Origin of the sequence: Deinococcus radiodurans R1 = ATCC 13939 = DSM 20539, from assembly GCF_000008565.1 — a bacterium.
Taxonomy (GTDB): domain Bacteria; phylum Deinococcota; class Deinococci; order Deinococcales; family Deinococcaceae; genus Deinococcus; species Deinococcus radiodurans.
On record NC_001263.1, the window covers coordinates 1907952 to 1932346 of the forward strand.

27 protein-coding genes and 1 riboswitch are annotated in these 24395 nt (G+C 67.4%); of the genes, 15 read left to right on the forward strand and 12 right to left on the reverse strand.

What is annotated here, in order from left to right:
• The first annotated feature begins 143 nt into the window (after positions 1 to 143).
• On the forward strand, positions 144 to 731 hold the full coding sequence (locus tag DR_RS09665) for a hypothetical protein (protein WP_227085941.1): 588 nt from the start codon (positions 144 to 146) through the stop codon (positions 729 to 731).
• An 8-nt stretch (positions 732 to 739) separates the two neighbouring features.
• Positions 740 to 1276, forward strand: a complete 537-nt coding sequence (locus tag DR_RS09670; protein WP_027479804.1) for a metal-binding protein — start codon at positions 740 to 742, stop codon at positions 1274 to 1276.
• Between the two features lie 110 nt (positions 1277 to 1386).
• On the opposite strand, the gene DR_RS09675 is transcribed toward DR_RS09670, so the two are convergent.
• Entirely contained in the window at positions 1387 to 2322 is a 936-nt protein-coding gene (locus DR_RS09675) for an aldo/keto reductase (RefSeq protein WP_051618835.1), read from the reverse strand.
• 119 nt (positions 2323 to 2441) lie between these two features.
• On the reverse strand, positions 2442 to 3665 hold the full coding sequence (locus DR_RS09680) for a tetratricopeptide repeat protein (RefSeq protein WP_034350047.1): 1224 nt from the start codon (positions 3663 to 3665) through the stop codon (positions 2442 to 2444).
• 243 nt (positions 3666 to 3908) lie between these two features.
• Here DR_RS09680 and coaE point away from each other — a divergent pair, with 243 nt between their 5' ends.
• Positions 3909 to 4532 (forward strand): dephospho-CoA kinase, encoded by a 624-nt coding sequence (gene coaE, locus DR_RS09685; RefSeq protein WP_010888527.1) that lies wholly within the window; start codon positions 3909 to 3911, stop codon positions 4530 to 4532.
• A gap of 117 nt (positions 4533 to 4649) precedes the next feature.
• Here the strand turns inward: coaE and DR_RS09690 are convergent, their stop codons facing one another.
• Both DR_RS09690 and DR_RS09695 read right to left on the reverse strand, forming a co-directional pair.
• A complete protein-coding gene (locus DR_RS09690; RefSeq protein ID WP_034350050.1) occupies positions 4650 to 5591 on the reverse strand; it encodes a peptidylprolyl isomerase in 942 nt (313 codons plus the stop codon).
• 100 nt (positions 5592 to 5691) lie between these two features.
• A complete protein-coding gene (locus DR_RS09695; RefSeq protein WP_027479805.1) occupies positions 5692 to 6180 on the reverse strand; it encodes an Lrp/AsnC family transcriptional regulator in 489 nt (162 codons plus the stop codon).
• A 164-nt stretch (positions 6181 to 6344) separates the two neighbouring features.
• Between DR_RS09695 and ald the strand changes: the two genes are divergently transcribed.
• Complete coding sequence (ald, locus tag DR_RS09700) at positions 6345 to 7451, forward strand: alanine dehydrogenase (RefSeq protein WP_027479806.1); 1107 nt, start codon at positions 6345 to 6347, stop codon at positions 7449 to 7451.
• 45 nt (positions 7452 to 7496) lie between these two features.
• Positions 7497 to 7772 carry a hypothetical protein gene (locus tag DR_RS09705; RefSeq protein ID WP_165439358.1) on the forward strand — a complete coding sequence of 92 codons (276 nt, stop codon included), beginning with the start codon at positions 7497 to 7499 and terminating at the stop codon, positions 7770 to 7772.
• Positions 7773 to 7929: 157 nt separating this feature from the next.
• On the opposite strand, the gene DR_RS09710 is transcribed toward DR_RS09705, so the two are convergent.
• Entirely contained in the window at positions 7930 to 8328 is a 399-nt protein-coding gene (locus DR_RS09710; RefSeq protein ID WP_010888532.1) for a hypothetical protein, read from the reverse strand.
• 104 nt (positions 8329 to 8432) lie between these two features.
• Here DR_RS09710 and DR_RS09715 point away from each other — a divergent pair, with 104 nt between their 5' ends.
• The gene (locus tag DR_RS09715) at positions 8433 to 9737 is read left to right on the forward strand and encodes a replication-associated recombination protein A (RefSeq protein WP_010888533.1); all 1305 of its coding nucleotides are present in this window, start codon (positions 8433 to 8435) and stop codon (positions 9735 to 9737) included.
• A 42-nt stretch (positions 9738 to 9779) separates the two neighbouring features.
• Here the strand turns inward: DR_RS09715 and DR_RS09720 are convergent, their stop codons facing one another.
• From DR_RS09720 to DR_RS09740, 5 genes are all read right to left on the reverse strand, one after another.
• The gene (locus DR_RS09720) at positions 9780 to 9968 is read right to left on the reverse strand and encodes a hypothetical protein (protein WP_027479807.1); all 189 of its coding nucleotides are present in this window, start codon (positions 9966 to 9968) and stop codon (positions 9780 to 9782) included.
• Positions 9969 to 10035: 67 nt separating this feature from the next.
• Positions 10036 to 10605 (reverse strand): DUF1572 family protein, encoded by a 570-nt coding sequence (locus tag DR_RS09725; protein WP_010888534.1) that lies wholly within the window; start codon positions 10603 to 10605, stop codon positions 10036 to 10038.
• A 17-nt stretch (positions 10606 to 10622) separates the two neighbouring features.
• Positions 10623 to 11261, reverse strand: coding sequence for a hypothetical protein (locus tag DR_RS09730; protein ID WP_010888535.1), 639 nt, complete (start codon positions 11259 to 11261; stop codon positions 10623 to 10625).
• Positions 11245 to 11733: a hypothetical protein gene (locus tag DR_RS09735; RefSeq protein WP_010888536.1), complete on the reverse strand. Its 489-nt coding sequence runs from the start codon at positions 11731 to 11733 to the stop codon at positions 11245 to 11247. The genes DR_RS09730 and DR_RS09735 overlap by 17 nt, the downstream gene beginning before the upstream one ends.
• Before the next feature lie 70 nt (positions 11734 to 11803).
• Positions 11804 to 11888, reverse strand: a riboswitch (cyclic di-GMP riboswitch).
• A 73-nt stretch (positions 11889 to 11961) separates the two neighbouring features.
• A complete protein-coding gene (locus tag DR_RS09740) occupies positions 11962 to 14109 on the reverse strand; it encodes an SF1B family DNA helicase RecD2 (protein WP_010888537.1) in 2148 nt (715 codons plus the stop codon).
• Positions 14110 to 14313: 204 nt separating this feature from the next.
• On the opposite strand from DR_RS09740, the gene DR_RS09745 reads away from it, so the two are divergent.
• A complete protein-coding gene (locus DR_RS09745) occupies positions 14314 to 15180 on the forward strand; it encodes a DegV family protein (RefSeq protein WP_010888538.1) in 867 nt (288 codons plus the stop codon).
• A gap of 114 nt (positions 15181 to 15294) precedes the next feature.
• Entirely contained in the window at positions 15295 to 15450 is a 156-nt protein-coding gene (locus DR_RS09750; RefSeq protein WP_162177652.1) for a hypothetical protein, read from the forward strand.
• A 284-nt stretch (positions 15451 to 15734) separates the two neighbouring features.
• Here the strand turns inward: DR_RS09750 and DR_RS09755 are convergent, their stop codons facing one another.
• Positions 15735 to 16472, reverse strand: coding sequence for a FadR/GntR family transcriptional regulator (locus tag DR_RS09755; protein ID WP_010888540.1), 738 nt, complete (start codon positions 16470 to 16472; stop codon positions 15735 to 15737).
• Positions 16473 to 16651: 179 nt separating this feature from the next.
• Here DR_RS09755 and DR_RS09760 point away from each other — a divergent pair, with 179 nt between their 5' ends.
• From DR_RS09760 to DR_RS09785, 7 genes are all read left to right on the forward strand, one after another.
• Positions 16652 to 18355 (forward strand): lactate permease LctP family transporter, encoded by a 1704-nt coding sequence (locus tag DR_RS09760; RefSeq protein WP_010888541.1) that lies wholly within the window; start codon positions 16652 to 16654, stop codon positions 18353 to 18355.
• Between the two features lie 88 nt (positions 18356 to 18443).
• A complete protein-coding gene (locus DR_RS09765) occupies positions 18444 to 19187 on the forward strand; it encodes a (Fe-S)-binding protein (RefSeq protein ID WP_010888542.1) in 744 nt (247 codons plus the stop codon).
• On the forward strand, positions 19184 to 20227 hold the full coding sequence (locus DR_RS09770) for an LUD domain-containing protein (protein WP_010888543.1): 1044 nt from the start codon (positions 19184 to 19186) through the stop codon (positions 20225 to 20227). Before DR_RS09765 ends, DR_RS09770 begins: the two co-directional genes overlap by 4 nt.
• Complete coding sequence (locus DR_RS16850) at positions 20197 to 20715, forward strand: lactate utilisation protein LutB domain-containing protein (protein ID WP_234944640.1); 519 nt, start codon at positions 20197 to 20199, stop codon at positions 20713 to 20715. Before DR_RS09770 ends, DR_RS16850 begins: the two co-directional genes overlap by 31 nt.
• Positions 20712 to 21350, forward strand: coding sequence for a LutC/YkgG family protein (locus DR_RS09775; RefSeq protein WP_010888544.1), 639 nt, complete (start codon positions 20712 to 20714; stop codon positions 21348 to 21350). Before DR_RS16850 ends, DR_RS09775 begins: the two co-directional genes overlap by 4 nt.
• Before the next feature lie 198 nt (positions 21351 to 21548).
• Complete coding sequence (locus DR_RS09780) at positions 21549 to 22112, forward strand: gluconokinase (protein ID WP_051618836.1); 564 nt, start codon at positions 21549 to 21551, stop codon at positions 22110 to 22112.
• 193 nt (positions 22113 to 22305) lie between these two features.
• Complete coding sequence (locus DR_RS09785; protein WP_051618837.1) at positions 22306 to 23316, forward strand: ion channel; 1011 nt, start codon at positions 22306 to 22308, stop codon at positions 23314 to 23316.
• A gap of 40 nt (positions 23317 to 23356) precedes the next feature.
• Here DR_RS09785 and DR_RS09790 read toward each other — a convergent pair whose 3' ends face one another.
• Positions 23357 to 24079: a tyrosine-protein phosphatase gene (locus DR_RS09790; RefSeq protein ID WP_010888547.1), complete on the reverse strand. Its 723-nt coding sequence runs from the start codon at positions 24077 to 24079 to the stop codon at positions 23357 to 23359.
• Positions 24080 to 24395 lie beyond the last annotated feature (316 nt).

The following is a 24395-nucleotide window of genomic DNA, read 5'->3' on the forward strand; positions in this document are numbered from 1 at the left end:
CTCTGACGGCTTAGCATGACAATCACTATGAACCCTGCTTCTCTCTGGCTCGCAGCGGCGCGGCCCTGGAGCCTCTCCCGCGTCTGGACCGAGCAAAATCGAGACGGCGCGGCCCTGACATCGGCGGATAGATGAGCGCGGAGATGCCTGCTCCTCCCGCTCCCTGGACCCTGCGTGGCAGCGGCGCGGTGGCCCTCTTTGCCCGTCCGCTGGGGGCGCTGATGCTCATTCGGTACGCCTCGTCGCCAGTCGGTCCTTACGACGAGTTGCTATGGCTGCGGCTGAGAATCTCGCCGCGTGGTCCCTTTCCAAGCGTGGAGCGCATCGTGGTCAACGTGCCCGCCAGCGTGGAGGGCGGGCGGCACAACTGGGGGATTCCGAAGTATCGGGCCGAGTTCGACTGGCAAGGCGAGCAGGCAGAGGTCCGCTGGCCGGACGGCGCCCTCTACGCTCGGCTGCGGGTGGGCGGGCTGCTCGGGCGCACGCTGCCGCTGCGCCTGGGCTGGCTGCCGCGCCGCCTGCGGACCCTGGCGCAACACGACGAACGCGGCTGGGCATGGACCCCGGTGACGGGAGAGTGCCGGGTGCGCCTCGCCCGCTTGCAGGTGGAGAAGGCCCCAGAACTGCCCGCCGCCCTGCACGGCGCGCGGCCCCTGCTCACCCTCGGGCTGCCGCGTTTCCGGCTGGTCTTCGGGGCAGCGGACAGGGAGGACGCGTCTCATACGGCATAGTGGGCGCCGTGCCGAGCGGACGTGTTCACAACCTCATCAACCTCGGAACCTTCGCGGTGCTGGGGACTGCCGCCCTGTACGTGCAGCGCGCGCAGTTGTGGCCCGATCCGACCTTCACCCTGACGCCCACTATGGCGCTCAATTTCACCTGGGCATTCATGGCGGGCACCTTCCTGCTTTCCCCCGACCTCGACCTCTCCGAAGGCCGGGTGGACAGCAAACGGCGCTGGGGGCCGCTGGGCTTCCTGTGGGTGCCGTATGGCCGGATGTTCAGCCACCGGGGGCTGTCGCATACCTGGATTGTGGGGCCGCTGACCCGGCTGCTTTACCTCGGCCTGATTGCCGGGGCCGTGTGGACGGTGCTCAAGTTCGCCCTGCCGCAGCTCGGGCTGGGCTGGCCGCGCTTGCCACAGCCGCTGCCGTACAAGGTGCTGCTTCCGGTGGCGGCGGGCTATTACCTCAGCCAGTGGCTGCACCTGCTGGCCGACGGCGTGTACCCCGACCACGACGTGCGGCACCTGCGACGGAAGTTGCGGGGGCGATAGGAGATAAAAAAAGCCCCTCCACTGACGGAGGGATTTTCGACCCTCTACCAAGGGGAGAGGGCCTTGCGAAGCAAGGGGTGACTCGCAGAGCTGCTTGCAGAGGGGTCTTCTTACTTCTGCTGCCCCGCTTCCCACTCTGCACGGCCCGCTTCGTCGAGCGCCCGGAAGTCCTCATCGGTCAGCGTAAGGGACGCGGCGGCCACGTTTTCTTCCAGGTGCTTCACCTTGCTGGTGCCGGGGATGGGCAACATGACCGGGCTGCGGCGCAGCACCCACGCCAGGGCCACCTGCGCGGGCGCGGCACCGAGGCGGGCGGCTGTTTCGGTCAGCACACTGCCCTCGGCGGCGAGCTTGCCCGAGGCGAGCGGATACCAGGGCAAAAAGCCGATGCCCTCGCGCCCGCAGTAGTCGAGCACCGCCTCGGACTTGCGGTTGGTCAGGTTGTAGAGGTTTTGCACGGTGGCGACGGGGAACACCTGCCGGGCGGCCTCGATTTCCTCCACGTTCACTTCGGAGAGGCCCACAAAACGAATCACGCCGTCGTCGAGCAGTTGCCGAATGGCGCCGAACTGTTCGTCACGCGGCACCTGGGGGTCAATGCGGTGCAGTTGCCACAGGTCGATGCGCTCCACCCCGAGGCGGCGGCGTGAGATTTGGGCCTGCTGAATGAGGTACTCGGGACGGCCACAGGGAGGCCAGACGTTGGGGCCGGTGCGGGTCAGGCCGCCCTTGGTCGCCACCACCAGACCGGGGTAGGGGTGCAGCGCCTCGCGGATGAGTTCCTCGCTGACCGCCGGGCCGTAGGAGTCGGCGGTGTCGATCAGGTTGACACCGAGGCCGGGCAGCGCCCGCAGGGTCGCCAGCGAGCCTTCGCGGTCGGCGGGGTCGCCCCACACGCCGTCGCCGGTCACGCGCATGGCGCCGTAGCCGAGGCGGTTGACCTCCAACTCGCCGCCGATGAGAAAGGTGCCGCTCGCTGCTGCGTTTGGAGACTGAGCGTTCGAGGTTTGGGTGTTCGGAGCTTGGGCCGGGGTGCCGTGGGTCATGCCCAGCAAGATAGGCGACAGGAAGGTGGCTGCACAGGAAGGGCACACAGGATTGTGAGGGGATAAAGAAAAGGGGGCCGCCCCTCTTGTCGGACGGCCCCCTTGACTTGTTGTGCGGCTCAGTTGCCGGAGGATGGCGGCTTGAGGCGGTCGGCCCCTTCCTGCGCCTGCTTGTAGCCGGGGGCGAGTTTGAGTGCCTTGTCGTAGTTTTCGCGGGCGCGCACGTTGTCGGCGGCCACACCGGGCACGCCGCGCTCGTAGGCGAGGCCAAGATAGTAGGCGTACTCAGCGGAGGTGCTGTTCAGGGCGACGGCGCGGGTCAGGTTGTCGCGGGCCGATTTCAGGTCGCTGCCGTCGAGGTCGAGCCGCCCGAGGTAATAGTAGAACTCGGGGTAGCGGAGGGGATCGAGCCGCACGGCCTGCGCGAGCTGGGTGCGGGCGGTGGTGCGGTCCCCGGCGAGGTAGCTGACCACGCCGTACTGCCCGGTGGCGTAGGCGTTGCCCGTCACCAGCCGCGAGGCCTGCGCTGCTTCCACACGCGCCGAGGTCAGGTTGCCGCTCAGGGCGAGCAGCTTGGCGTAGTAGGCGCGGTTGTAGGGGTCGCGCGGGTCGAGAATGACCGCCTGTTGCAGGGCGCTGACCGCCAGCGGCAGTTGCCCGGAGGCGGCGTACATGTCGCCGAGGTTGAACAGCAGCAGGCTGTTTTCAGGGTTGAGCGCACTTGCCTGCCGGAACGCCTCGATGGCCTGGGTGGGCTTGCCCTGAAGGCGGTAGACACTGCCGCGCTCATTGAGCAGCTTGCTCTGGGCGAGGGCGCGGTCGGCTTCGGGCAGCGCGGTGACGGCGGCCTCGGCCTGTTGCAGCACGGCGAGCGCAGCGTCGAGGTTGCCGGTCACGCTCGCCCGGTCCCCGCTGCCCATGTACTGCTGCTGGTATGCCTGCGAGAGCGCCACGTAGCCGCTCACGTTCTGCGGGTCCACCGTCGTCAGGCGGCGCAGGGTGTCCACGGCGGGCGCGTAGAGCCGCAGCCGCACCTGCGAGCGCCCCAGCCCCAGCAGCGCCTGGGTGTTGCGCGGGTCGAGTTCGGCGGCGGTGCGGAAGGCCACATACGCCTGGTCGAACTTGCCCTGGTCGTAGTACAGATTGCCCACGACGACGTAGTTGGCGGCGGGCGGACGAACGGCAGGCGCCGCCGGCTGAGCGGCTGGGGTCGCCGGGGCCGTCTGAGGAGCAGGGGCAGGCTGGGCAACAGGCGCGGGGGCCGGCGCAGGAGCCGCGTTCTGGGCGAGCGCACCGCCGAGGGCAGCGGCGCCCAGCAGGGCGAGGGTCAGGAAACGTTGCATGCAAAAACCTCCGAAGGAGCAGAACAGAAAAATCGGTCGGGAAACGCGGCGACCAGCGGCAACCGGCGAGAAGAACAAAGACCCAGGAAGAGGAGACGGAGAGGAGAAGCGGCGCGGTCTGTCTCGGCATGATACGGGGGCGGGCCGCGCCGGGCAGTGGGCCGCACCGCACATCTCACCGGCAGCCAGCATTGCCGGGCAGGGTGACGGTGGTCTGAAAGGCGGCGCGGCTATCCTGGCTGCATGACCCGGTCCCCTGCTCCCTCCTCCCCCACCCACCCCCGCCGCCTGGGCCTGACCGGCAGCATCGGCGCGGGCAAAAGCACGGTGGCCCGGTTGCTGCGCGAACGCGGCCTGACGGTGCTCGACGCCGACGCCGAGGCCCGCTGGGTGACCGAGCAGCCCGAGGTACTGACCGAACTCAACGAGGCTTTTCCCGGCGTGGTCACGGGCGGCACGCTGGACCGGGCGGGGCTGGCGGCGCGAGTGTTCAGCGACCCGGCGCAGGTCGCCCGCCTCAACGCCATCACCCACCCGCGCGTGCGGGCGAGGATGGAGGCGCTGGAAGCGGCGGCCACCGCGCGCGGCGAGCACTGGGTGGTGCAGGACATTCCCCTGCTGTTCGAGGGCGGTCTGGAACGGGGGATGGACGCCGTGCTGGTGGTAGACGCCCCACTGGAACTGCGGTTGGAACGCGCCCTGGCGCGGGGTGGCCTGACCCGCGAAGACATCCTCGCCCGCGACGCCCGGCAACTGAGCAGCGAGGAAAAACGGCGGCGGGCCACCATCGTCCTCGACAACAGTGGCCCGCTGGAAGCGCTGGAGGGGCAGTTAGACGCCGCCTTGCGCCAGTTGGAAATCACTTAAGGACGTTGCCCCTGTCATTGCAAAGTTCCGGTACAACACCGGAACCTCTCCATTCTCAGGGCAACGTCCTTCCTCCGTTTCTCGCTCCGCTCGGTTCATCTGGAGATGAACTGCGGCTTACTTGACCTGAATCTCCACCGAGTTCAGCACGTCGGCCTGGGCCCCGGCAATCGGCCCAGCGTTGTTGTAGTTGCGAGTCAGCTTGTTCACCGCGTCCATGCCGCTGTCCACCTGTCCGAAGATGGTGTAGCCGCCGTTGAGAAATTCGGTGGGGCCGAAGGTAATGAAGAACTGCGAACCGTTGGTGTCGGGGCCGGCGTTCGCCATCGCCAACACGCCCGCGCGGTTAAAGGTCAGGCTGCTGCGTTCGTTGGCGAACTGGTAACCGGGGCCGCCGGTGCCCCAACGGTCGCTGAGCGCGGTGTCGGCGCTCTGGGGGTCGCCGCCCTGCGCCATGAAGCCCTCAATGACGCGGTGAAAGCGGGTGCCGTCGTAGAAGTGGTTGAGCGCCAGGAACACGAAGTTGTTGACGGCGAGCGGCGCGGCCTTGGCGTCCAGGTTGACCGTCACGTCGCCCTTGGAGGTGTGCAACACGGCGCGGTAGCTCTTGCTCGTGTCGATGACCTGTTCGGCGGCGGTGAAGCTGGTGCGGCGCTCGGCACTGCGGGGGGCCAGGGTGGTCCAGCCGTCAGCGGTTGTGGCGGGGGCCGGAGTCGCCGCCGGGGTCTGAGTGACTGTCGCGGCGGTGGTCTGTGTGGCGGGCACTGGAGCGGGCGTGCTGGCCGAAGTTGCCGGGGCCGGAGTCGCGGCAGCCGGGGCCGCAGGCGTCTCGGTCACGGTCGTCATGGTTGTCTGCTCGGTGGTCGTGGCCGCCGTGGTCGTGCCTGGCGTGGTCGTCGTGACCGCCGTCGTGGTGCTGGTGGCTGGGGCCGCGCCGTTCACTTCGGCCACGATACCGGGGCCTTTGAGTGGCGGGTTGGGGGTCAGCATGGCGGTCTGGGTCGGGGCGCAGGCCACCAGGCCGAGGCCGAGCAGCGGGGTCAGCATCCATTTCTTCATGCCCTCAGCGTAAAAGCCGGGTCCGAGAGGGAGATGAAGGTCTATGTACCGAACGTTAGCCCTCGCCTGTTTAGCTCTCGGCTGTTGAACTCCTGCCTTTTTACCCTTCATCGAGCGGCAGGCTCGTCGTGTACTTCTCCTGTTTCACGACGATGGTGCTGTCGGTGTTCCGCACGCCGGGAATGGCGGCGAGCACGTCCACCAGAAAGCGCTGATAGGCGTCCAGATTGGGCACGCAGACCTTGAGCAGATAGTCGGTGTCGCCGAGGCACAGGTAGCACTCGAGCACCTCGGGCCGCGCCCGCATGTGTTCGGCGAAGTCCTGAAAGCCCTGTTTGGTCTGCTTGTCGAGCGTCACGCGCACCATCACCATCAGGTCGCGGTTGACGAGTTTGGGGTCGAGCAGCGCGACGTAGCGGTGGATGACGCCTTCTTCTTCGAGCCGCCGCACCCGCCTCAAGGTGGGCGCGGGCGTCAGGCCGATTTCGTCGGCCAGCTCGGTGTTGGCGATGCGGGCGTCGCGTTGCAGGATGGACAGGATCTGCCGGTCGGTGGGGTCGAGATCAGGGAAGGGGCGCGAGTTGGACATTTCGCCCTCAAAATACCCCGCCGGGCGCAACCGCGTTGCGAAAAAGGCCGCAAAGTTCTTGCTCGTGGCAATCGCCGTCAGGAGGGGCCCTGCTAGCATTGCGCGACTTCAAAACGATGATCGCCCCCGTTACAGACGGCGACGGGTGGGCCGTGAGGTGGCATATGCACGTAGGACTTCCCAAGGAAATCAAGGTCAAGGAAAACCGGGTGGCGCTCACCCCCGGCGGGGTAGCCACCCTGGTGCGGCGCGGGCACCGGGTGACGGTGGAGCGCGGCGCGGGTGCGGGCAGCGGCCTCCCCGACCAAGAGTACGAGCAGGCCGGAGCGACCCTGGGCAGCGCCGCCGACGCCTGGGGCGCCGAGATGGTGGTCAAGGTCAAGGAGCCGATAGAAAGCGAGTACGGCTACCTGCGCGACGACCTGCTGCTGTTTACCTACCTGCACCTCGCCGCCGACCGCCCGCTGACCGACGCGCTGATGCAGGCCGGGACGACGGCGGTGGCCTACGAAACGGTGCAACTGCCCGACGGCAGCCTGCCGCTGCTGACCCCCATGTCGGAGGTCGCCGGGCGCCTGAGCGTGCAGGCGGGGGCCTACCACCTGCAAAAGCCGGCGGGCGGGAAGGGCGTCCTGCTCGGCGGCGTTCCCGGCGTGACGCCCGGTCACGTGACCATCGTGGGCGGCGGCGTGGTCGGCACCAATGCTGCAAAAATGGCGATGGGCCTGGGCGCCAAAGTCACCATTCTGGACGTGTCGCACCGGCGCCTGACGTATCTGGACGACGTGTTTTTCGGGCGCCTGACCACCATGATGAGCAGCGAGGCAAACCTGCGTGCGCTGCTCCCGCAGACCGATTTGCTTATCGGCGCGGTGCTCATTCCGGGGGCTAAGGCTCCGAACCTCGTCACCCGCGACATGCTGGGGCTGCTGGAACCGGGCTCGGTCATCGCCGACGTCGCCATTGACCAGGGCGGCTGCGTGGAAACGATGCACCCCACCACCCACGACGAGCCGACCTACCTGGTGGACGACATCGTTCACTACGGCGTCGCCAACATGCCCGGCGCGGTGCCGCGCACCTCGACTTTCGCGCTGACGAACGCGACTTTTCCTTATGCCCTCGCGCTTGCTGAGCACGGCTTAGGCGCCCTCAAGCGTGACCCGGCGCTCGCTGCGGGCCTCAACACCCATCAGGGCAAAGTGACCTGCGCGGGTGTGGCCGACGCCTTCGGGCTGAGTGGGCAGGACGTGGAGGCGGTCCTGGCCTGAGCCTTCTGCCGCCCTGCCCCCGGCAGCTTTGCCACAATGCGGGGTATGGACCGCACCCTCGATATTGCCCACCAGATTGACCTCACCGGCTTTCCCGCTGGCGTCACCGTCACCCACGAGCAGGCATCAGAAGGCGTGTTGCTGCGGGCCGAGCAGGGCGGGCGTGGGCTGGAGCTGTGGCTCACCACCGACGCGATGAAGATGTACGGTCCTGGTCCCGCCGTGGCGATGGCGCTCAGCCACCTCAAGCAGGCGGTGGAGGCAGGGTTGCCGGAGAAGGAGGACGGGGCTTATCACCGGGCGGTGTTTTTGGGAGATTGAGTCGATTAGGAACGCTCTCTTCGGAAAAGACGCTGGTCTGGACGCCCCCTCACCCCTGCCTTCGGCAGGCCCTCTCCCGCGAGGGGAGAGGGTCAAAAGCTAACAACAGCCTTCCCCAGTGATACGGGGAGGCTGTTTCACCTTTAAATACAAATACTCAGCCCTGACGGTTCTGATCCTGCCCACCCTTCATCGCTGCGTCCTGGCGGGCCTTTTCCGCGCTGGCCTGGATTTCCTTCGCCACTTTTTCGGCGTTGGCGCGGGTCAGGTCGGCGAATTGGCGGACCTGCTGGCGGGTTTCGCTGGTGGCGTCCTTGAGCTGGGCGTCCATGGCGGTCAGGCCGGCCTCGTACTGCTTTTTGGTGGCGTCGGCGCGGGCGCGGGCCTCGGCAGCGGCGGCGCGGTGGGAGGCGTTTTCGGTCTCGTCCTCTCCCACTCGCGCGGCGAGGTCGTGCGACAGCGCGCGGGCACGCTCGACCAGTTCGTCGGCGCTCTGGCGGGCGATTTCGACCATGTCGTCGAACAGCTTGCGGGGGTCCGGCTTGGGGTCGGTCATGGTCCCAGCATGAACTGTCGGCGCAGGGCAGGCGGTGAAAGCGGCTTGAGGCTTTGCAAGGAAAAGCGGAGTAGGCCGGGGCGGGGGCCGCTATCCTCCCCCGCGTGACGCTCTTTGACCCGCCTGCTCCCCTCGCCGAACGCCTGCGCCCGCGCACCGTGGCCGAGGTGGCCGGGCAGTCGCACCTGCTCGGGGCCGGCAAGCCGCTGACGCGCGTGCTGCAAAGTGGCCGCCTGGGGTCGCTGATTTTGTGGGGGCCGCCCGGCGTGGGCAAAACGACGCTGGCGCGGCTGCTCGCGGGCGAAGTCGGCGCGCACTTCATCGCGCTTTCGGCGGTGTCGGCGGGCGTGAAGGACGTGCGCGACGCGGTAGCCGAGGCCGAGCGTGAACAGGCGCGGGGCCGGCGCACGGTGCTGTTTCTGGACGAGATTCACCGCTTCAACAAGGCTCAGCAAGACGCCCTGCTGCCCCACGTGGAGTCGGGGCTGCTCACCCTGATTGGCGCGACCACCGAGAACCCAAGTTTCGAGGTCAACCCGGCGCTGCGCTCACGGGCCCGGACGCTGGTGCTCGAAGCGCTCTCGCCGGAGGACGTGCTCGCCCTGCTGCGCCGCGCCCTGAGCGACGAGCGCGGGCTGCCGGGGGTGGAGGCGGAGGACAGCGCCTTGGAACTGCTCGCCCGTCTTGCCGAAGGCGACGCCCGCCGCGCCCTGAGTACGCTCGAAGTCGCCGCCACCCTCGCCAATCCGGTGACCGAGGAAGCCGTGACCGAGGCGTTCGGACGTCACCTGCCGGCGATGGACAAGAACGGCGAGGACTTCTACAACCTGATTTCGGCGCTGCACAAGTCGGTGCGGGCCTCGCACCCCGACGCGGCGCTGTACTGGCTGGCGCGAATGCTTCAGGGTGGCGCCGACCCGCACTACGTCGCTCGGCGCATCGTCCGCATGGCGTCGGAGGACATCGGGCTGGCCGACCCGCAAGCACTCCGGCTGACCATCGCGGCGCGCGACAGCATGGAATTTCTGGGCAGTCCCGAAGGCGACCTCGCGCTGGCGCAGGCAGTGGTGTACCTCGCCCTCGCGCCCAAGAGCAACAGCGTGTACGTGGCCTGGAAAAAGACTGTGCGCGCCGTGCAGGAAGGCGAATCGCTGCCCGTGCCGCTGCACCTGCGCAACGCGCCCACCGCGCTGATGAAAGGGCAGGGCTATGGCCGGGGCTACGCCTACTATTTCGACGACCCGGCAGGCTCCTTCGAGCAAAATTACCTGCCCGACGGCGTGCAGCTCGACCTCTATCAACCGACCGGCGAAGGTTGGGAAGCCCGCATGACCGAGCGCTGGCGCAAGCTGATGACGGCGCACGGCGAGCTGGCGCCAGAAGCAGAAGAGCAGAGCGCGGAGAACTGAAAAACCCCACCTCGGCGGGTGGGGTGGGCAATGAAAAGCGCTTCAGCGTTGCTGCGGACGCTTGGTCACGTCGGTGCCGAGCACGCTTTCGGGGGTCTGGTCGGCCTGCTTGGCCTTTTCGGCCATGCCGGTGTCCTGAATGCCCTTGATGTCGCTCAGGTCATTCGTGTCCTTGCTGCCACCTTCAGGGCTGCGCTCAGCGGGGGGCATGGCTTTGGCGTCGTCACTCATGTCGGACCTCCTGTGTTGGGATGCCCCCAGGGTAAGGGCGCCGCCTGCGCCTGCCGTGAACTGGGCGTTAAGGCCCTTGCTGTTCGCGCGCTGTCCCTCCCCGCATTGCCGCGTTGTAGGCGCCCGAACCCCCGCGCGGAATGCTGATGGTCTGGAAGTCGGCCCCGCGCAGGGTCTTGACCAGGAAGATGAGCTGGAAGACGTGCCCGCTGGCGTGCAGGGCGGCCCGCTCCACCGCGCCGAGGACGGTGTGGGCCTCACCGCGAATGGTCAGGGTCTGCGTCAGGTCGTCCGGGCGCAGGTGGTCGAGCGCGTCCAGAAACACCTGCCAGCCCTCGTCCCAACAGGTCAAGAGGTCGGCGGCGCTCAGGTGCGCGTCCTCGAATTCGGCGTCACGGTCACGGCCCGGCGTTTCGCCTTCCACCCCTTCCCGGTAGCCACTTTGCAGGCCGCCCCAGCGCGAGCGCAGGTTGCCCGCGAGATGCTGCACGATGACGGCAGCGGAGTTGCCGCCCGGCGCAAGGACCGTGTGCCAGGCGTCGTCCGGCAACTGTGCCAGCGCCCGGTCCCCGAGCTGCCGGGTGCCGCGAAGCCGCTCCCGAAGTTCGGAAAGGTAAAGGGCCGCCACGTCGCTCATGGTCCGATGATACGGGCCTACCAGCGCACGTTCAGGCTGACGCTGCCGTCTACCCGGTCCTGCGCCGGATTGAAGCTCAGGCCCGCGCTCACCCCCAGGCTGGGCGCGAAGATGGACGTGGGGACCAGCGACACCGAGTAGCCCAGGCTGGTGCGTCCATCGAAAGGGTTGTACCCCAATGACGCGCTCTGGTTGACCGCTTTGGGCGGGCGCACGTCGTAGGTCGCCTGGGCGATGACGGTGCCTTCGCGGTTCAGGATGTCCACTGTGCCCGCGTGCGCCGCCATCACCACGAAGCTGACGCTCTGGGCCGCGTAGGCGCTGAGCTGCACGCGCCCGTCCGCCGGGCCGCGAAAGACCGTCCGGGGGTCGCGGGGGCGCAAGATGACCTCGGTGCTGACCTCGCTGAGCAGGCTGAACGACAGGTTGGCGGCAGTGTACCCGCGCTGAAGGTACTGCTCGGCGCGGGCGGGCTGCACCAGCACCCGGCGGGCGAGTTCAGCGCGGGGCGGGGGCGCGGCGCCCGGCGTGATGGTCACGGCCGGCGCGACGAGCTGCGCCTGTCCCGACCCTCCCAGCGCGAGAAACAGAACAAGCGGGCGCAGGCCGCAGCCCGCCCGCCTGTTCCAGCGTTGCCGCTTAGAAGCTGCTGCCACTGCTCGACGTGTTGTTCATGTTGGCGGTGGCGCTGACATCGAAGACCACCTGGACGGTCTGCCCGGCCTGCGCCGCGTCGGTGGAGTTGTCGAAGGTCAGGGTGAAGGTGAGGGTCGCGTCCTCGCCGGGCTTGATGGTCGCCGTGGTGGACACGCCCGAGACCTTCAGGTGCGCCGCGCCCGTGCCGCTGGGGGCCTGGGCGACCGCGCTCACGTTGATGTCACGGTCGGTGGTGTTGGTCACGGGAATGGAGAGCGTGAAGCTGTTGCCGGGGCGAATCTGCTCGGCGCTGAGCGTGACGGTGGTGCTGGGCACGCTGAAGCTGACGGCCTGGGCATAGGTGCCGTCGGCGCTCAGGCTCAGGGTAGCGTTGTCGTAGTCGGTCTGGGTGCTGCTCGTCCCCGCCAGGGCGGGGGCCCCGAGGCTGAGCAGGGCGGCGATGACGAGGGCAGACTTTCTGGTATTGAACATGAGAACTCCTGAAAGCGGCAGGGGCCGCGAAATAAGGGCCAGACGCCTGGAACAGCTCCGGGGCCAGACACCAACGAAAAGCCGGTCGCACCACTTGCTCCTCCCGTCCGAGGTGCCCGAATTACAGGGCGGGATTCATCGCGTCTCTTCGACAGAAGTTCCTGGGGTGAATCTGTGCGAAGTGAAGCGAGTCTAAAGTGGGATCTCTGACAGAACTCTTAAGGCGTCTTAATGCGCCCTGATTCTTTCCAACAGCGCCGTATTCCGCGCTTCACGCTGCCGGGCCGCCGCAATCTGCCATGCCGAGGCCGACCCGGCTGAAAAAAAGCGGTCTCTGGCGCGGGTGAGCGCCGTGTACACCAGATTGCGCGAGAGCATCGGCATGTGCGCCTCGTGCAGCACGCCGAGCACCGTGCCCCATTCGCTGCCCTGGGCGCGGTGAACGGTCAGCGCGTAGCCGAGTTGCAGGTTGAACAGTTCGGCGCCGGTCAGTTCCACCACGTTGCCGTCGAAATCCACCGTCAGCCGCGCGCCCTCGGCCTTGAGGACCATGCCGAGCGTGCCGTTGAAAATCTCGTTGTTGTAGTCGTTTTTGGTCTGCACCACCGTGTCGCCGGGCCGCGCCTCGCCCTCGGCTATCCGCACGCCGCCCTCGCCGGGGTTGAACAGCGCCTGCAAGTGGTAATTGAGGTGGTCCATGCCCAGCGGCCCTTTACGCATCGGCGTGAGCACCTGCACCGCGCCGGGGCCGCCGAGTTCGCGCACCATCAGCGCCACGCGCCGGGCGCCGCCGTCAGGCTCGATTTCGGTGAGATTGAGCCGTTTGTCGCCCCACGCCGGGGCCTCGCCGTGCAGCAGGCCATGCGCCGCCTGAATAATGGGGTTCTTGGCCGCCTGACGGTAGACCTGCGTGAGCTTGATGGTGGGGGCCGCCTGCGCGAGCGCGAGCAGCGGCAGCCCGGCGTCCACTGGCGGCAACTGGTCGGTGTCGCCCACGAGCAGCACCCGCGCCCCCGGCGGCACGGCGGCGAGCAGCGAGAGCATCAGCGCGTCGCCCATCATGCTCACCTCGTCCACGATCAGGAGGTCATACGGCGCGGGTTCGAGGTGGTTGTGCCGGAAGCCCTGCGGCCCGTAGCCGAGCAGCCGGTGAACGGTACTGGCGGTGCGGCCCGTCACCTCACCCAGCCGCCGCGCCGCCTTGCCGGTCGGGGCGCAGAGGCCGACTTCCAGCCCCAGCGACTCGGCGAGGTCAGCGACCGCCTTCGTCGTCGTGCTTTTGCCGGTGCCGGGGCCGCCGGTCAGGACGACCAGCCGGTGCCCCGCGAGCTGGTCCAGCACGCTCGCCTGCTCTTCCGAGAGGCCCTTGCGAGCCTTTTTCGGAACGGCCCAGTCGTCGTTGCCCGCGCCGTCGGCAGGCGGGGTGGCGAGCAGCGTGCGAATCAGGCTCGCCAGCTTTTTCTCGGCGCGCAGGACGTGGGGCAGGTAAATGCGGCCCTCGCCGGTAGCGGCGGCTTCTGCGGCAAAGAGCGGCGAATCGTCTTCCGAGAGCCGCCCGAGTTCCACCGCCGTTTCCACCGCCAGTCGCGCCTGCCCCGGCGTGACGCGGGTGTAGTGGACCACGCCTTTTTCGGCCCGCGAGCGCGGCAGGAAGCTGTGCCCGGCCTGCGTCCCGGCGAGTTGCAGCGCGTACACGGCGGCGGCGGTCAGGCGGCGGGGGTCGTCGAGCGCGCCGCCGCGGGCCTGCCAGAGCTTGTCGGCGGTCAGAAAGCCGATGCCCTCGACTTCGGTCAGCGTAAAGAGGTCTTTTTCCAGCCGGTCGAGCGCGTCGGCCCCGAAATGTTTGACCGCCCGCTGCGCCTGATTGATGGTCAGCCCGAGGCCCTGCAAGCCCGCGAGCAGCCGCCGCTCCAGCCCCTGCTGGCTCCAACTGCTCACCATCTTGTGCAGGGTGGACTCGGTGATACCGGGCACCTGCAAGAACTTCTGTGGGTCGTCTTCGAGCAGGTCGAAGGCCGCCGCGCCGAAGGTCTTGGCGATGCGCCCCGCCAGCACTTTGCCCACGCCGCCCACCCGCGCCTCGAAGTAAGCCGCCACGCCCTCCTCGGACAGGTCGGCGGGCATGGCTTCCAGCACCATGTTGACCACCCGGTACTGGTAGCCGTACTCGCGGTGCTCTTCCATCAGCACCTCGGCGCTGAAGGTGTCGCCCACGTCGAGCGGCGGCATGACGCCAATCACGGTGGCGTCGGGGTCCTCGCCCTGCTCGTTGCGCAGCGTGGCACTCATGACGGTAAAGCCGGTGTCGGAGCGGAAACGGACTTTGTTGACCCCCCCGGAGACTCGAAACGGCTCGGCAGGCAGGGCAGCAGACATGCCAGGCAGGATAGCGCGGAAGGTGGATTATGTCATCAGCGTAATTAGGAAGATGGCGGTGCAGGCACGGGCGGCTGTGGCCTCCGGGTTTTCCCTCGTGTCTGCCTGGACCGAGTTAAGTCACGGGCCAATCGCATCAGAATTCGTGGCATTTTCCTGAGAACCTGACACAAAGACACGGCATACTGAACGCGAGGATAAATTGTGATTGCCGTTACGACCGAATCCACTGCTGACATTTTGCCCCTTCAGTTGGGGTACAGCGGCATCCACCTTTTACCCGTGCCCCTTGGACACCAGGGGCAGGTCTACTCCGAGCGAGAGTTGCCACCGGACCAACTCGTCAACCTGATCCGCACGACGGGCGAACCGGCCCGCACCCTGGCGATTGACGATGAGGTGGTGGCGCGGACGTTCGAGGCGGCTTTGCAGGGCTCAAAGTCGGGACGGCTGGTGCATGTGGCTTCGGGCAGCCGCTTTACCCCGCACTTTGAAGTTGCGGCGCGGGTGGCGGGGCAGTTCGGGGTGCGGGTGCAGGTGATCGACGGCGGGACGGTGAGTTACGCGCTCGGGGTTCAGGCGCTGCACGCCGCGCACCTCGCCGATCAGGGGGCGGACTTCGGGCAGATCGCCCGGGCGCTGGCCGAGTTGCGGGAACGAACGCTGCTGACATTCGCGGTGGAGAGCCTCGATTTTCTGCGGGTCAATGGGCGCATCGGCAATGTCGCCGCCTTTATCGGCAACTGGCTCGGCCTGCGGCCCCTGCTGGCGGTGGAGGCGGGCGAGGTGGTGAGCAAGGCCCGGGTGCGCGGTCAGGCCGCCGCCGTTCGCACGCTGCTGAGTGCCACCCACCAGTTTCAGCACCAGACCGGCGAGACGCTGCGGCTGTACTGCGGGCACACCATCGGGGGCGAAGGGGCGGCCGAGCAGTTGCAGGGGCAGCTTCAGGCCGTTTACAGGGACCTGCCCGCCCCACTGCACCCGCTCGGCAGCGGCCTGACCGCCAACGTGGGCCCCGGCGTGGTGGCGGTCCTCGCCTTTCCGCGCCGCTTCGGGTTGGGGCACGCCTGAGCCGTGGGTTCTGGCCCGGTGGTCTGGCCCGGTGGCCCGTCTGGTGGGGAAATGGGATGGGGACGGGAACGCCGGGTGCGTACTGACCCCTGCCGCCCACGTGGAGACCGAGGGATGAAGGACGCGCTGACCGCCACGACGCGCCAGAGCGTAAAACAGGCGCACCACAAACTGACGCGGCTGCTCGGGGCGGGACTCGTCGAGGTCGGCGGCGAGAGAAAGCGCGGTGGGCGGGCCGTCAAGGTCTACCGCGCCGCCGCGCAGGAGTAGCGCGTTCCCTTTGCCCTGACCAACGGTGGCGGTTCCAGAGCTGGCCGGAGGTGGGGGTCATGCCGCACAGTTTGGGCCGGGGACTACTTCGCGCAGGAGGGGGCAGCGTGGAGTGGCCCCCGCGCCGCGTCCCGACTTGCGGCGCCTTATACGGGTTCGAACTCTACTTCGCGCATCCAGAAAAAGCGCCCGAACGCGCTTCGCTTCTTTCGAACCCGTCTCTTCTTCTCCTCGCTTCGCTCGGAAAAATAGATTTTATGGGAAATCTATTCTTCGAAGGCATATTACTGCCCTGCTTGTGCTTCGCCCTCTTCCCCGAAGGCGAGCGAAATCGCCAGCATGTCGTCAAAGCCGCGCTGGGCTTCTTCGCGGTCGCCGCGCTCGATGCCGTCCACGATGCGCTCGTGGGTGGCGAGGTTGTCGGCGAGCTGCCCGGTGGCCTGCAGGTGGGCGATGCTGCGCCGCAGCTGCTCCATCAGCGGGCGCTGAATGGCCCGCATCAGCCGGGTGACCACGCGGTTGCCCGCCACCTCGGAGAGCAGCAGGTGAAGCTGCATGTCGGCCTCGGCGTAGGCGCCTGCGCTCCCCATCACGGCCCGCATTGCCTCCACCGCGCCGCGCAGATCGCTGACCTGTGCGGGGGTGGCGCGGGCGACCGCCTGAGCGATGGTGAAGGCTTCCAGCATCCGCCGGGCCTGCATCAGCTCCTCGAATTCCTGCTCGTCGCCCACCGCCCCGAGCCAACCGTCGAAGGTGGGCACGGCGCCGCCCACGCTGCGGACCACCGTGCCGCGCCCGGGCCGGGCGTCCACCAGCCCCGCCGCCGAGAGCACGCTGATCGCCTCGCGCACCCCGGCGAGGCTGGTGCCGAACTGCTGCGCGAGTTCGCGCTGGCCCGGCAGGCGGTCGCCGGGTTTGAAGGTGCCGTCGTTGATGAGCTGCTGCAACTTCTCGGCAATGTCGGCCCCGATGGAGCGGCGCTTTTGCAGCGGGCGAATGGCAGGCGGCGTGCGAACAGACATGAAGCCTCAGTGTAGCCCCGGCAGGACAGGGACGAAACAACCCCCTGCGTCCCCCTTTTTGGACCTGATCCAAACATTGTTCAGAACAATTGACATTTAGGACATTCGCCCCCTAAGCTCAGCACACTTTCACAAAGTTCAGGAGAGGCGGCCACCGCTCAGCCGCTCGGGAGGAAGAGATGGAACAAGCCGCGTCGGTCTGGACGCAGAATTACGCGCCTATCGGGGGAAGCATCTGGCTGTCCACCCTGGTCGCACTGATTCCAGTCGTTTTCTTTTTTGTCGCTCTGGTGGGCCTGCGCCTCAAGGGGTACGTGGCGGGCGCCATCACGGTGCTGCTCGCCTTTCTGGTGGCGGTGCTCGGGTACGGGATGCCGCTCGCCAAGGCGATTTGGGCCACCCTCTACGGCTTCGGCTACGGGCTGTGGCCGATTGCGTGGATTATTGTCGCTGCCGTGTTTCTGTACAAAGTGGCGGTCAAGACCGGGCAGTTTGAGGTGATTCGCCAGTCGGTGCTGAGCATCACCGAAGACCAGCGCCTGCTCGTGGTGCTCATCGGCTTTTGCTTCGGCGCGTTTCTGGAAGGGGCCGCCGGCTTCGGTGCGCCGGTGGCGATTACGGCGGCGCTGCTGGTCGGCCTGGGCCTCAACCCCCTGTACGCCGCTGGCCTGTGCCTGATTGCCAACACCGCGCCCGTCGCGTTTGGGGCGCTCGGCATTCCGATTACGGTGGCGGGCAGCCTGACCGGGATTCCGGCGCACACCATCGGGGCCATCGCCGGGCGGCAGTTGCCGCTGCTGGCCTGCTTCGTGCCGTTTTTCATGGTCTACCTGATGGACTCCGGCAAGGGCGGGGCCAAAGCGGGCATGAAGGGCGTGCGTGACTTGTGGCCCGCGCTGCTGGTCGCCGGGCTGTCCTTCGCCGTCACGCAGTACTTCACCTCCAACCACCTCGGGCCGGAACTGCCCGACATCACCTCGGCACTCGTCAGCCTGCTCGCCACCGCCGGGTTCCTGAAGGTGTGGAAACCCGCCGAGATTCAGCCTATTCCTGCACCTCAGACGGTGGGCGCGGCGTACCGCCCGGTGATGCCCACCATGACGGCTGGCAGCGTGCTCAAGGCGTGGTCGCCCTTTTTGCTGCTCACCCTGTTCGTGGTGATGTGGAGCTTGCCCGCGTTCAAAGCGCTCTTTGACCTCAAGACGCACGGCGCACTCTCGGGCATGGTACTGCACTGGGACGTGCCCACGCTGCACAACCAGGTGATGAAGGTCGCGCCCATCGTGGCCGAACCGACGCCCTACGCCGCGAGCTACAAGCTGGACTGGTTTTCGGGCACTGGCACCGGCATTTTCCTCGCCGCGCTCATCAGCATGGCGGTGCTGGGCATGAAGCCGCGTGAGGGCGTGCAGACCTTCGTGGAGACACTGAAGGAACTCGCCTACCCCATCCTCAGCATCATGTTCGTGCTGGGTTTCGCCTACATCGCCAACTACTCCGGCCAGAGCGCGACGATGGCGCTGGCCCTCGCGCAGACCGGGCACCTGTTCCCGCTGTTCTCGCCGGTGCTCGGCTGGCTCGGCGTGTTCCTGACCGGCTCGGACACTTCGTCCAACGCGCTCTTTAGCGGCCTGCAACAAGTCACCGCGCAGCAAATCGGCGTCAACCCCGCGCTGACGGTCGCCGCCAACACCACCGGGGGCGTGACCGGCAAGATGATTTCGCCCCAGAGCATCGCGGTGGCCTGCGCCGCCGTGGGCCTGGTCGGGCGCGAAAGCGAACTGCTGCGCTTTACGGTCAAAAAGAGCCTCGGCTTCCTGGCGGTCATCATGGTCATCACGTACTTGCAGGCGTATGTGGTGCCGGGGATGATTCCCAGGTAAGAGGTAGGGTGGGGGCGTCGGGAGTGAGGCACACTCCCCCCGCCTCCTTCGTTTTTTATGCCACCGCTCTCTCAAAAGGAGACGACACATGCAAATCGATTTGTTTCTCACTTGCGTCAACGACGCTCTTTTTCCGGGCACCGGACAGGCGACGGTCAAACTGCTCGAGCGCCTGGGCCACGAGGTCCGGTTTAACCCCTGCCAGACCTGCTGCGGGCAAATGCACCTGAACACCGGCTACGCGGGCGACGCGCTGGACCTCGCCCGCAAATTCGTGCGTGACTTCAGGGACTCCGAAGTTGTGGTCACGCCCAGCGGCTCCTGCGCGGCGATGGTGCGCGAGCTGTACCCGGAGGCGGCGAAGTGGGCCGGGGACGAGGAGCTGCTGCGGGACGTGGAAGCGCTGGCCCCCCGCGTCTACGAACTCTCCGAGTTTCTGGTGAACAAGCTCGGCGTGACCGACGTGGGCGCGTACTACCCGCACCGCGTGACCTACCACCCCACCTGCCACGCCATGCGCTCGCTGCGGGTGGGCGACGCGCCGCTGAAGCTGCTGCAAAACGTACGCGGCATGACGCTGGTGGAACTTGAGGGCGCGAACGAATGCTGCGGCTTCGGCGGCACCTTCGCAGTCAAAAACCCCGACGTGAGCGCGGCGATGCTGACCGACAAGGCCCGGCACATCATGGACACGGGGGCCGAAGCCTGCACCGCCGGGGACAATTCCTGCCTGCTGCACATCGGCGGAGGGCTGCACCGCCTCCGCAGCGGCACCCGCACCGTGCATCTGGCGGAGATTCTGGCGAGTACGGAAGGGGCGGTGTTCGCGTGAGCAACCACGGAGGACTTCACCCCGCCCAGCCCTTTCCCAAAGCCGCCCGCGAGCAGGTGCTCAAGGCCCAACTGCGCGCCAACCTCCGCAAAGTCACCTACACCATCCGCGACAAACGGGCGAACGTGGTGGCCGAGCTGCCGCACTGGGAGGGGCTGCGTGACCTCGGCGCGGCGACCAAAAATGCCAGCCTCGCGCAGCTTTCCGACCGGCTGCTGGAGCTGGAAAAGAGCGTCAAGGCACGCGGCGGCCAGGTGCACTGGGCACGGGACGCGAAAGAAGCCCGCGACATCGTGGCCCGGATTGCCAAAGCGCACGCGGTGGACGAGCTGATTAAAGTCAAGTCCATCACGTCCGACGAAATCGAACTCAACAAGGCGCTGGAAGAAAAGGGCATCCACGCGATTGAAACCGACCTCGCGGAACTCATCGTGCAACTGTCCAACGACCGGCCCAGTCACATCCTGGTGCCCGCCATCCACCGCAACCGGGCCGAGATTCAGGCGCTGTTCAATGCCGAGTTGCCCGGCGAAGGCAGCCTGCCCGACACCCCGGCGGAACTGGCCGGGGCCGCCCGGCGTTACCTGCGCCACAAGTTCCTGACGACCAAAATGGCCGTGTCGGGCGCCAACTTCGCCATCGCCGAAACCGGGACGGTGTGCGTGGTGGAATCGGAAGGCAACGGGCGCATGTGCCTGACGATGCCGGAGGTGCTCGTCAGCATCATGGGCATCGAGAAGGTGCTGGAGAAGGTGGAAGACATCAGTGTCTTCATGGAACTGCTCCCGCGCAGCTCCACCGCCGAGCGCATGAACCCCTACAACTCGTTCTGGAGCGGCGTGACCCCCGGCGACGGCCCGCAGGAGTTTCACCTCGTGCTGCTCGACAACGGGCGCACGAACGTCCTCGCCGACGAGTTCGGGCGCCAGACGCTGCGCTGTATCCGCTGCTCGGCCTGCCTGAACGTCTGCCCCGTCTACGAACGGGCGGGCGGGCACGCTACGGCTCGGTGTATCCCGGCCCCATCGGCGCGATTCTGACGCCGCAACTGCTCGGGATGCACGATGCCAACGCCAACACGCTGCCCGGCGCGTCCAGCCTGTGCGGGGCGTGTTACGACGTGTGCCCGGTCAAAATCAACATCCCGCAGGTCCTGATTTACCTCCGCACCCAGGCCAATCTGCAAAAGGGCCTCACCACCGAGGGCCTCGCCATGCAGACCATGAAATTCGTGATGTCCGAGGGCTGGCGCTTTGAAGGGGCGCTGAAACTCGCCCGCGTGGGGCAGGGGCCACTCGTCCACGGCGACGCCATCACCGCGCTGCCGGGAATGCTCGCCGGCTGGACGCAGGCGCGGGACCTGCGGCCCTTCCCCAAAGAGGGCTTCCGCGAGTGGTGGAAGCACCGAGGAGCAACGCAGGCCGCGCCCCCGGCGGTCGTGCAAAAGGCCGCCGAAGGCCCCAACCCGCCGCAAAAGGACGAAGGCGGCCAGTTCAGCGCGGAGCCTTCGCGGGAGGACACGCTATGACCACCATTCCATCCACCGCCGAAGCCAAGCTGGAGATGCTGACCACCATCAACCGCGCTATTGCCGGGTCCCGGCCCGAGGCGTTGCCACCCTACCCGGTGCCCGCGCCGCTGAGCCGGGCCGAGATTCTGCACCAGTTCGAGGACCGGATTCTGGACTACGGGGCGGCCTACACGCACGTTTCCGCCGCCGAGTTGCCGGGGGCGATTGCCAAAGCTCTTGGGAACGCTCGCCGCGTCATCGTTCCGGCAGGCATTCCCGCGCCGTGGCTCACCGTCGGCATGGACGTGCTGCGCGACGAGCCGCCGCTGTCCCATGCCGAACTCGACCGGGCCGACGCCGTGCTGACCGGGTGCGCCGTCGCCATCAGCGAGACAGGCACCATCATCCTCGACCACCGCGCGGACCAAGGCCGCCGGGCGCTGTCACTCATTCCCGACTTCCACATCTGCGTGGTGCGTGAGGACCAGATCGTGCAGACCGTCCGTGAGGGCGTGGAGGCCGTCGCCGCCAGCGTCCGCGAGGGCCGCCCGCTCACCTGGCTTTCGGGGGGGAGTGCCACCAGCGACATCGAACTCGTGCGCGTGGAAGGCGTTCACGGGCCGCGCCGCTTGCAGGTGATCGTCGTCGGCTGAATCATCGTCGGCTGAGCGGTCCCTGGCGGGCACCTCCCCTCCCCTGTTGCCACGCGGTGACGGGGGGCTTTTTTTATCCAAACGAAAGCCGTCTGTCCAGTCAAACCGTACACCTGAGCCAAAAACCGGGCCACAGATGAGCAGATGCAGCGTAAAACCCGTTAAGATCGTCCTATTTGACTCCCAGGAGGATCAACAATGACCGGTGAATCTTCACCCCACCGGCCCCGGCACATCGTCGTGATGGGCGTGTCGGGGTCGGGCAAAAGTACGGTGGCGCGGGCGCTGGCGGAGCGGCTGGGCTGGGCCTTTGCCGAGGCCGACAAGTTTCACCCGCCCGAAAACGTCGCCAAGATGCAGGGCGGCACCCCGCTGACCGACGAGGACCGCTGGCCGTGGCTGCGGGCGATCCGGGACTGGCTGACGCAGGAAGCGCAGGCCGGGCACAGCACGGTCGTGACCTGCTCGGCGCTGCGGCGGAGCTACCGCGACGTGCTGCGGGAGGCGGCAGGTGAGGTGCGGTTCGTTCACCTGACAGGCACCCGCGACCTGCTGGCCGAGCGCATGGGCCACCGCCAGGGCCACTTCATGCCCGCCAGCCTGCTCGACTCGCAACTGGCGACGCTGGAAGTGCCGGGACCGGACGAACACGCCCTCACCCTCAATATCGGCGCCGCGCCGGACGAGCTGGTGCGGGAGGTGCTCGCCGGGTTGCAGCTCGGCTCAACCGCTTCCCTCTCAAGCAGGCCGGGACGAGACTGATACGGTTCTGAACTCTATTCCGCCCATCCCCACACAGCACCTCAAGTGGGCTCTGCGGCGCAGCCCCACACCACACGTCCGTTCGGAACAGGACAACTGCTCGGCTCCGCGCTGGGGTGGGCGGTGGAGAGCGGCCCAGTTCTCTTTCCCGGCCCGTTTCTTTCCCGGCCCGAACTCCGGTTACGCTGTGCCGATGTTGCGTTCGCTGCTGTGGGTGCCGGGTCTGGTCCTGGTCGGGATAGTGGTTCACGACCTGCTCAAGGTCACGGTGCAGGGCGGCGACGGCACTCTCAGCCAGACGGTGCACCAGCGGGTGTACCAGCTTCTGCACGCGCTGGCGCGGCGCACCGGCAACCGAATCGTGCTCGCCTGGGCCGCGCCCACCATAATCGTCTCGGCGCTGCTCACGTGGACGCTGGGGCTGTGGCTGGGCTGGACGCTGGTGTTCTGGTCCTCGCCGGGCAGCGTGGTGGGCGCCGACAGCGAGTCCCCGGCCACCTTCTGGAGCGTCGTGTACTACGTCGGCTACACCATCAGCACGCTGGGGCTGGGCGACCTCAAGACGACGGCGACGCCCTGGCGAATGCTGACCAGCGTGGCGGCGCTCAGCGGGTTCGTCAACCTGACCTTCGCCATCACCTTCGTCGTCCCGGTGGCCGAGGCCCGGCTTGAGCGGCGCGAACTGGCGCGGCTGCTGCGGCGCTCGGGACCGGACGCGCAGGCGCTCGTCATCGGGGCGCTTCAGGACCACCCCGACGGCCTGCAAAGCCTGATTTCGGGGCTGCACCAGACGCTCAACACCCTGGAAACCAAGCACGACCACGCCCACTACCTCCACCGCTTTCATGACCGGACAGCCTTAGAAAGCCTGTCGCTCGCCCTGCCCGCGCTCGGCGAGGCGCTGCTGCTCATCGAGTGCGCCCTGCCCGGCCCGCCGCCGCCCGGCCTCAAGCTCAGCCGGACGCTGGTGGACAGCCTGGTGCGCGGGCACGCGAAAAACTGCCCTTCTCCCCTGCCCGCCGCGCCCCCGCCGCCTTCGCTCGCGCCGCTGCACGACGCCGGCATCGCCACCGTGAGTGAGGCTGAGTTCACCGCCTGCCTCGCGCAGCACGCCGAGCACCGCCAGTTCCTGCGGGCGATGGTGGAAGAAGGGCTGTGGAGCTGGGCGCAGGTGGCGCGGACGGCTGGGGAAGGAGCCGCCTGAACCACCACCGCCTTCTTCGCGGGCTTCCTCGCGCTCTACGTCATCGGGATTCTGAGCGAGGGGGCGGCGTAAGCAGCCGCTCGGCCAGCGCCGCCTGCTCTTCTGCGCTGAAGCCGTAGGCGGCGAGATAAGCGCCCACTCCGCCCCACTGTTCATCCAGATGGCCCAGCGCCGCGAGGATGTCTTCTGTCCGAGTGTGGGAAAAAGGCTCCAGCGCCGCCCACTGCTCGGGCGTTTTATGCTTCCGCCGAGCAGCGTAGAAATCAGTCAATTCTTCCCCCGTTTGGGCGTAGTCCTCCGCAATCTGCTCCTGCGTCAGGCCCGCGAGTTCTCCGCACAGCGCCGTGATCAGGCCGGTGCGGTCCTTACCCGCGTGACAGTGGATGAGAACCGCGCCGGGAGGCGCGTCCAGCACGGCGCCAAGGATGGTCACGATGGAGTTGGCGGCGTGGTCCAGATGGGTGCGGTAGAGGTCGGCGTTCGTCCGAGCAACGGCGGTGGCCTCGTTCATGGCCCGCACCCGCCAGGGCAGCAGCGGCAGGTTGAGGTACTCGGCCTGACCGAGCAAAGGCGGCGCGTCCACCAACCGTTCGCGGCGGTCGCGCAGGTCAATGATGCGGCCCAGCCCCAGCGTGAGCAGTTCGGCACGGCCTCGTTCACTCAGAAAACTGAGATTGGCCGAGCGCCACAGCCCCGGCAGCGGGCGGCGAAAGTTGAGGGCTCCGTCAGGCGAGGTCACGGCAGACAAAGGGGCAGAAGGCACCCGCGCAGGATGCCCTGTTACCGCCTTGCTCCGGGGTGGGGCGAACCGCTGTGATGGCCGCCGTTTTCGGGTAGGTTGGTTTCCACAGAGAAAACGGAATTCTTGCCCCTCAATGGGGGTACAAGTCCTGCGATTTCGCGAGGATTCCAGCGCCCGGCTGACTCCCCACGAAGCGCCTGCTCCATGAGGGAAAAATCGCTGTTTTTCTTCGTCTTTTCCGGTAAACTGGGGGCAGTTGAGGAGAGCCGTTTTATTACGTGATTAACATAATGTGGTAGACTGGTTCTATCCCCCGGCGAGTGCCGGGACCTCTCAC